Origin of the sequence: Novosphingobium sp. 32-60-15 (genome assembly GCF_002280675.1) — a bacterium.
GTDB lineage: Bacteria > Pseudomonadota > Alphaproteobacteria > Sphingomonadales > Sphingomonadaceae > Novosphingobium.
In genome coordinates, this window is record NZ_NCEN01000049.1 from 1 (window position 1) to 7,415 (window position 7,415).

General features: G+C 61.1%; 8 protein-coding genes and 2 pseudogenes. 9 read left to right on the forward strand and 1 reads right to left on the reverse strand.

The window, feature by feature from the left end; genetic code table 11:
* The 8 genes and pseudogenes from B7Y89_RS17705 to B7Y89_RS17740 all read left to right on the forward strand — a co-directional run.
* A pseudogene (locus B7Y89_RS17705) lies at positions 1-261 on the forward strand (hypothetical protein); the annotation flags it as partial.
* The gene (locus B7Y89_RS17710) at positions 258-656 is read left to right on the forward strand and encodes a DUF2958 domain-containing protein (RefSeq protein ID WP_292940767.1); all 399 of its coding nucleotides are present in this window, start codon (positions 258-260) and stop codon (positions 654-656) included. The pseudogene B7Y89_RS17705 and the gene B7Y89_RS17710, both read left to right, overlap by 4 nt.
* A 138-nt stretch (positions 657-794) precedes the next feature.
* A complete protein-coding gene (locus B7Y89_RS17715; protein ID WP_292940770.1) occupies positions 795-2,912 on the forward strand; it encodes a ParB/RepB/Spo0J family partition protein in 2,118 nt (705 codons plus the stop codon).
* A 134-nt stretch (positions 2,913-3,046) separates the two neighbouring features.
* A complete protein-coding gene (locus B7Y89_RS17720; RefSeq protein WP_292940774.1) occupies positions 3,047-3,553 on the forward strand; it encodes a hypothetical protein in 507 nt (168 codons plus the stop codon).
* A gap of 71 nt (positions 3,554-3,624) precedes the next feature.
* Entirely contained in the window at positions 3,625-4,101 is a 477-nt protein-coding gene (locus B7Y89_RS17725; RefSeq protein WP_292940777.1) for a hypothetical protein, read from the forward strand.
* A complete protein-coding gene (locus B7Y89_RS17730) occupies positions 4,098-4,895 on the forward strand; it encodes a hypothetical protein (RefSeq protein WP_292940780.1) in 798 nt (265 codons plus the stop codon). Before B7Y89_RS17725 ends, B7Y89_RS17730 begins: the two co-directional genes overlap by 4 nt.
* A gap of 268 nt (positions 4,896-5,163) precedes the next feature.
* Positions 5,164-5,379 carry a hypothetical protein gene (locus tag B7Y89_RS17735; RefSeq protein WP_292940783.1) on the forward strand — a complete coding sequence of 72 codons (216 nt, stop codon included), beginning with the start codon at positions 5,164-5,166 and terminating at the stop codon, positions 5,377-5,379.
* Between the two features lie 2 nt (positions 5,380-5,381).
* On the forward strand, positions 5,382-5,645 hold the full coding sequence (locus B7Y89_RS17740) for a DUF3892 domain-containing protein (RefSeq protein ID WP_292940786.1): 264 nt from the start codon (positions 5,382-5,384) through the stop codon (positions 5,643-5,645).
* Positions 5,646-5,706: 61 nt separating this feature from the next.
* Here B7Y89_RS17740 and B7Y89_RS17745 read toward each other — a convergent pair whose 3' ends face one another.
* Positions 5,707-6,750: a WYL domain-containing protein gene (locus tag B7Y89_RS17745; protein WP_292940789.1), complete on the reverse strand. Its 1,044-nt coding sequence runs from the start codon at positions 6,748-6,750 to the stop codon at positions 5,707-5,709.
* Positions 6,751-6,805: 55 nt separating this feature from the next.
* Here B7Y89_RS17745 and B7Y89_RS17750 point away from each other — a divergent pair.
* Positions 6,806-7,415, forward strand: a pseudogene (locus B7Y89_RS17750) (hypothetical protein); the annotation flags it as partial.

Genomic DNA, 7,415 nt, shown 5'->3' on the forward strand with positions numbered 1-7,415 from the left:
CGCTCTGAAATAATGCGGAGGAACATGAGTGGTGGATGCTTGAAAACCGCCAATCTGGTCGCGTTCCTTCACATTATCGATACCTCGCGATTACTCCAGATTATCCGGGAAGACAATCGCGCCATCCTGCGCGCCGCCAGCGCTGCCTCCAAGGCGGCAGATTATATCCTCGCCTGTCGTGACACCGCATCGACTGGTGTTGATGTCGCTGGTGAGGACGAAGCCGACGGCTTCGAGCTAGAGGGGAGGTTGGCGGCATGAACTTGCTCACCCCGGAAATCCGCGCAGCCTTGCTCGCGAACATGCACGCGCGCCGCAATGCGCAGGCACAGGGCAAACGGGAGCCTGATCCCGTTCCCGTTGCCCGGTTCTTCAATCCGCTTGGCGCGGCCACTTGGCTTGCCACCGAACTCGACGAGGACGGCATCTTGTTCGGCCTTGCCGATCTTGGCCTTGGCTGCCCTGAACTTGGCAGCTTCTCATTGCGGGAATTGCAGTCGCTGCGCCTGCCGTTCGGCCTTGGTATCGAGCGGGATATCCTCTTCGACACCGCGTTGCCCATATCGGCCTATGTCGCAGCCGCCCGTCGTGCCGGTTCGATCCTTGGCGCTGAAAAGCTGCTGAGGGAACGCTCCATGCCAGAAGGGGACGGCTGAAATCTGGTGGCCTGGCGGCCTGCCAGATCGCGGGTCGGTCCGCCTGCGGCGGCCGAGAGGAAGAGGAAGGCCAGGGCCTTCGTGACGGGCTTGGAAGCCGAGAGAGTGTCTCGCGGCGGCCCGTCATGGAGACCTGCCATGGCCAGACAGCCTGCAAAAATCACCCTCAGCCCGTCGCGTGACATTCCCTTCGACCATCTGATCCTGTCACAATCCAATGTCCGCCGCGTCAAGGCCGGCGTGTCGATCCCCGAGCTTGCTGAGGATATCGCACGCCGGACCCTGCTTCAGAGCCTCAATGTCCGGCCCGTACTTGATGCCGAAGGCCAGGAGACCGGCATCTTCGAAGTTCCGGCCGGTGGTCGCCGCTATCGCGCCCTTGAGCATTTGGTGAAACAGAAGCGCCTGGCGCGCACTGCTCCCATTCCCTGCATCGTCAAGGCGGCGGACAATGACGTTTCGGCTGAAGAAGACAGCTATGCCGAAAATGCACACCGGGAGCAGTTGCATCCGCTTGACCAGTTCCGGGCCATGCAGGCCATGGTCGACAAGGGTAGCGCCGCCGAAGACATCGCCGCGCATTTCATGACCACGCCCGCCGTCGTGCGCCAGCGTCTCAAGCTGGCGTCGGTCTCGCCCAAACTCCACGATATCTATGCCGAGGACGGCATGTCGCTGGACCAGTTGATGGCGTTCACCGTGTCCGAAGATCATGAGCGCCAGGAGCAGGTATGGGAAATGCTCACCCATAGCTTCAACAAGTCGGCTGCCTACATCCGCCAGCGCCTGACGGAAAACAGCGTCCGGGTTGCCGACAAGCGGGTGCGGTTCGTCACTGTCGATGCCTATGTCGCAGCAGGCGGCGGCGTGATGCGCGACTTGTTCGAGGACGATGACGGCGGCTGGCTCACCGATCCCGCACTGCTCGACCGTTTGGTCGACGCGAGACTTGCCGCCGAGGGCAACCGCATTGTCACCGAAGGCTGGAAATGGGTGGCGACTGCCGTCGACCTGCCATGGAATGCAACCAACGGACACCGTGAGATCGTTGGCGCAGAATTGCCCATGACTGAGGATGAGCAGGCAAGGCTCACGGCGCTTCAGGCTGAAATCGAGCAGATCGAGACCGAATGGGCCGACGACCCCAACGTGCCGCAAGACGTCTATGCGCGGATCGAAGGGCTTGAAACGGAAATCGGCCAGCTGGTCGACCGGCCCATGATTTTCGATCCTGCCGAAATGGCAATCGCCGGTGCCTTTGTGACGATCGAGGCGGATGGTTCGCTTTGCATTGAGCGGGGCTACGTCCGAGCCGAAGACGAACCGGTGGTGGAAGTGGGCGGCGAAGACGATGGCTCCGGGGTCGATCACGTTTCGGGCGAGCCAATACCTGGCGCAAACCACAGCGGGACCGCACCAAGCGCCAGCGGTTCGGCATCTATCGGAACTGATGAAGAAGATGCCGACGATGACATCCTCAAGCCGTTGCCCGACCGGCTGGTTGCCGACCTGACCGCCTGGCGCACACTCGCGTTGCAGGATGCCTTTGCCCAAAGCCCCGCCACAGCCTTCGCGACGGTGCTGCACGCGCTCGTGCTCGACACCTTCTACAGCTACAGCCGCGAGAGCTGCCTGCAACTGTCGCTGAACCGGGTGTCCTTTGCCAATCCACCTGCAGGTCTGCGCGACAGTGCGCCCGCGCGGGCCATCGCCGAGCGCATGAAGCGCTGGGAGGATCGACTACCGGAGTCCGACAAGGAGCTTTGGGACGCGCTTCTTGCCTTCGATGCCGATGAGCAGGCCAGTCTGTTCGCTCATTGCACATCGCTGGCGGTGAACGCGCAGGCCGAGATCGTCCCCAAATACGACAATGGCCGGGTGTCGACGCATAGCGTTGCACGCCGCATCGCTCACAGCCACGTGCTGGCGCATGCCGTTGGTCTTGATGTCGTGGCGGCAGGCTGGAAGCCCACTGTCGATGGCTATTTCCGCAGCGTGACCAAACCGCGCATTCTTGCCGATGTGACCGAAGCGCGCGGGGAGCAGTTCGCTGGCATGATCGATCACCTGAAAAAGGGCGACATGGCCCGCGAAGCGGAACGGCTGCTGGAAGATGCCCACTGGCTTCCCGAGCCACTGCGGACCCCTGACGCCGAGGATGGTCATGTCGCTGCGCCTGACGTTGATCGTGAAGGGCTCGAGCTACCTGCGTTCCTTGATAATGACGAAGCGGCTTACGCGATCGCCGCCGAATGATCCGAACCGCGCGGGTTCAACATCCCGATTGTTTTGATCTCACTCAGGCCCGGCCACCACGCCGGGCCGCCTCTTTTTGAGGAGACCTCACATGCTGAAAACCAGTGCTCCCGTGCCCTGCTGGGGAGGACGCCATGGCTGACTATCATTCACCAACGGTCGTGCAACCGGACATACCGGTCGCGGCGATGACGCCGCTCGAACGCCGTTTGCTGTGCGAACTGTTCGAGCATGAAGGCAATGACCAAGCGGTCTACTTTTTCGCCAGCGATAATGTCGCCGACACGGCTTGGATCGCGACCGCTGAGCTGGTCGAATTGCTCGGTCAGGATAATGGCATGGTCAGTCGCATCGCTGACGTGGTGCGCGCGGAAATTGCCAAGGGTGATCTTGGCGAAGACGAGTTCGAGCTCGATTTCTCGATGATCGGCTATGATCTGATCTTCCAGGACATTGTCCGGCGATCGCCTGACCTTGACCATGTGCAGATCATCGCAGCGTGGACCTGCACGAAGATGCGGCCCGACGGCTTTGGCGGGATGGCGACCGTCATAACGGCTGCTGACGTCCATTCGATGTCCACCGCGTCCTTCGTCGAGGAGGTGCTCGGACGTTTGGCCGATCCGCCACCCTCCACCTGAAGTTTCCCGTCCAACCATCCCACGAAGCCCGGCCATTGCGCCGGGCTTTCGCGTTTCAAGGAGACCTGAAAATGTCAGCGCAATACATCTACGACACCGCCCCCTTGGGCAGCCTCATCCGCTATTCGAACGGCGAGCCGCGCCCGCCCGAGCGTTTTCGCCGCAAACTTGCCGCTTGGAACATCGAGAACGGCACCGGCCGGCTCGTTGAACGCTATCCTGGCCAGGTTACCGACAACTACCGTTCGCCGGCGCATTTCATGCTGCATCTGGCGACCTACGGCAGTCAGGGCGTCATCGTCATGACCGTGCGGCGCGCCTACAGCGTCGAAAGCCCGCTCAATTTCGAGATCATCGACACGCCGAAACTTGGGCAGGCCCGCGTCTTGACCACGTTCCGGGGTAAGGACGAATTGCGCCACCTCGCAGCCGACATGGCATCAGCTGAAGCATGGATGCACGACAATCCCTATTCCGGGATGCGCGCCGAGATTGTGACTGACGCTGATCTGGCCGTTCTGCCCTCTGAACTCAGGAGGGCCGCATGAGCGACATCATCGTCGAACATGGCACGACCAGCGACGGATTGATGGCAGCGCGCGTCGATGGGCTCGCCTATATCGCCATTCCGCTCAAGGAAGGCTTCTCGATCGTGTCCGGCTGGAAGCTCAACCGGCCGATTTGCGAATGGTCCCGGTCAGATGTCTATTGCGCCGAAGGTGCCGTAGCTGATGAAGTCTCCTTCCGCGCCTATATTGCCGACATCGCGCTGCATGTCCGCCAACGCAACGCGCTCGGTCGCGTCGATACGATCCTGCGCGTTTCCACGCCTTGGGGCATGTCTCAATCGGCGACCATCTACGCCGAGGGGATCGTCTTTCATTCCACTGCCGGTCATGGCGGCTTCAAGCTCGACCGGGCACGCAATGCCGGGATGAATCCAGCGTTGCGACTATCCGGCGGCTGGTATGAAGAAGACGCCGAATGGGCGCTCGTCGCCGCAGGTTACCCGGACCTGTTCACCTACCGCGAACAGGCAATGGCAGACAGAGCGTTGCGGGATTGGTATCCGGATGCTTGGGAGGCGATCCATGGCCGCGAGTTGTCAGCGGCAGAATCTTTCACCCGCGACCGCCAGCAGTTTACCCGCCGCCACGAAAAGGACTGGGTGGTGATTTCCGCCGTTCGATCATCCGATCATCCTGGCATGGTAGAGGCACTGGCCACCGTTGGAGGGGATCGGAAAAGCCACGAAACGCGACGATTTCTGGTGCGGGTCGAAGAATATGCGGCCGGACGCCATGGGTTTGTTATCATACCAGCGCGCCACCACGACGTTTGACGCGCAAGAATTTGCTAACGGCAAGATGTGCGGACAGACCAGAGCGGCAGGTTTTTAAGACTATGCCGCTGCACCTTCAGATACTGTCGCGAATATACCGCGTTGCGCTGGTCGTGATCGTGGCGGCAGCTACCGAACGAGAACCATCCACCCTTCGAAGAGAAAATTTTGCATTCGGAACAAATTGAATGCGACGCGATCTGTCGCCTCTGCCCTCCATATTGCGAATCGCGATGAACAAGAGTCGCGTCAGTAATGGAGATATAGCATGAGCAAGGGTCGAAGCGGCGGCAGCTACCGCAGCGCGATCAGCGGGCGGTATGTCACCGCCAAACATGGCAAGGCCAGTCCGCATACGACCGTCCGCGAGAGCGCCGGTCCGAGCGGGAGTTCCGGTCCCCATTACCGCAGCGCCATTTCGGGACGGTACGTCACAACCGCGCACGGAAAGGCCAGCCCCCACACCACAACCAAGGAGAACTGATCATGGCGAAACGCTATGTGCGCGCCACGGGCAAGGACAGACAGGGCGACATCACACGGCTGTGCAATTCCGGCGAATATTGGTCGCCCCGTAGTAAGGCGGATGCGATCAGCGATATCGAACTCGGCTTGCATGAGTATTGGGTCAATTGGGCAAGCGCTCCGGAGACCAAGATCCGTGTGGTCAACGGACCAACCGGAAAATATCTCCGGACCGACCGCGACACCACGTCGCGCAACAATCTGGACGATCTGGCCGATTGCTGAGAGCGTCAATGCTGGCGGCTGGGTCTCGGCCGGAGCTGCGCGCTCCGGCCCCGGGGCTGGGTCACGGCATCGAGGGAAAGTCCGAGCGTCGATGCGTCGCGACCATCTGTACGAGTTCAGGCGGAGAGATCACCTCCACCGCATCGCCCCACATATAGAGATGCCAGCACATCTCGAGCAGGCCTGCGGCTCGAAACCGGACGACAAGCGAGCCATCCGGTTCTCGCTCCGTGGTCTGGGACGGGTGGAAAAGAAAGCCTTCGGCTCTGCTGACCGCTTTGGGGGCGAAGCGCCAAGCGACATCATGAATGCCGCCTTCCTGCTGGTAAGAACCGAAGCATCGCTCGGCATGCGCGTTTAAGTCGAACCCTTCCTTGCGCACGAAACTCTGGGGAAGAACGGTCGCCTCCTCGATAGCGTCGACCCGGAAATGCTGGATACCGCCGTCGGTCTTGCCCAGATCTATGGCGACGAGATAGCGCCGTGCCCCTAGCAACAGCCCGTGCGGCGCCACCACGCGCTCGCGCGCAACCTTGTCCTTCCAGCCGCGATAGAGGATGCGCAGCTGAGACGTGCCCTTGAGCGCGGTGGAGATAGCCACATCCACCGCCTCGCTCCCCAGCAGACGAGGGCCTGGGCGCGCGGCATGGCCCAGGGCCATGAGGAGCGCTTCCTCATCCGCTGCGAGGCGTCTGCTGCGGTCATCGGGAATGAGCGCGAGGATCTTGGCGTGGAGGCATCGCAATGCCTCGACCTGATTCTTCCCCGCGCCCTTGCCCAACATGTCGAGCGCAAGGGAAAGCGCCGCCATTTCCTCAGGCGTCGGCGCCAGCAACGGGGCCACCGATTTATAGGGCAGTTTCCAACGCGCTTTGTCCGATTCGTCGTCCTTCACTTTCTCCAGTTCGGGAAAACATTGCCCGAGCGCCCGGATCACGCGCTGCGCCGTGCGATAATCTCGTTCGAGGATTTCCTCGATCTCGGCCAGACTGACCCCTCGCATAGAGGCCGCCCTTGCCGCGACCGTCAGCAAGTCAATTGCATTACGATAAGAAATAATAACCTCCCTCCGGAAGCGACAACTTCTGTCGTGTATCACCATCATGCTCGTATGCCATGACGAGTCGAGCAGATCTTGCGACGTATCGGGAGGAACAGGGATGTTGAGGTATGGCGGGCAAACGCTCTATTCAGCGAGCGACCTGGTGAACTTCATGGGCTGCGCGCACGCCACGGTACTCGATGTCGGCAACCTCGTCGCGCCGGCCAGCTTCGCGCCAGACGATGAAAATGCGGTCCTGCTCCAGGAAAAGGGCATCGAGCATGAGCGCGCCTATTTGGAGACGCTTCGCGCGGCGGGGCGCTCGATAGCCGAGATTTCAAGCGACGGGACGTTGGAGCGCCGGGCGCAGGCGACGCTCGAGGCCATGCAAGCGGGCTATGATGTCGTCTATCAGGGCGCATTTCTGATAGGCCAATGGCATGGCTATTCCGATTTCCTGCTCAAGCGCGACGATATCTCTTCGTCGTTCGGCGACTTCGCCTATGACGTGGCCGACACCAAGCTCGCCCGCTCGGCCAAACCCAAGCATGTGCTCCAGCTCTGCGTCTATGCCGATATGCTACGTGCGGTGCAGAGAGTTGCGCCGCCGTCAATGCATGTCGTGCTGGGCAGCGGTGAAATCGTCACGCTGCCCACCTCATCGCTCATCCATTATTTCTCGATCGCGCGCGATCGCTTCGAGCACTTCGCAGCCGCTGTCCCGGAAA

What these genes read in the sequence shown, in the direction of transcription:
- B7Y89_RS17740 (WP_292940786.1), top strand. Translation starts at nt 5,382, where the DNA reads ATGGCGAAACGCTATGTGCGCGCCACGGGCAAGGACAGACAGGGCGAC.
- B7Y89_RS17730 (WP_292940780.1), top strand. Translation starts at nt 4,098, where the DNA reads ATGAGCGACATCATCGTCGAACATGGCACGACCAGCGACGGATTGATG.
- B7Y89_RS17725 (WP_292940777.1), top strand. Translation starts at nt 3,625, where the DNA reads ATGTCAGCGCAATACATCTACGACACCGCCCCCTTGGGCAGCCTCATC.
- B7Y89_RS17715 (WP_292940770.1), top strand. Translation starts at nt 795, where the DNA reads ATGGCCAGACAGCCTGCAAAAATCACCCTCAGCCCGTCGCGTGACATT.
- B7Y89_RS17745 (WP_292940789.1), bottom strand. Translation starts at nt 6,750, where the DNA reads ATGATGGTGATACACGACAGAAGTTGTCGCTTCCGGAGGGAGGTTATT.
- B7Y89_RS17735 (WP_292940783.1), top strand. Translation starts at nt 5,164, where the DNA reads ATGAGCAAGGGTCGAAGCGGCGGCAGCTACCGCAGCGCGATCAGCGGG.
- B7Y89_RS17710 (WP_292940767.1), top strand. Translation starts at nt 258, where the DNA reads ATGAACTTGCTCACCCCGGAAATCCGCGCAGCCTTGCTCGCGAACATG.
- B7Y89_RS17720 (WP_292940774.1), top strand. Translation starts at nt 3,047, where the DNA reads ATGGCTGACTATCATTCACCAACGGTCGTGCAACCGGACATACCGGTC.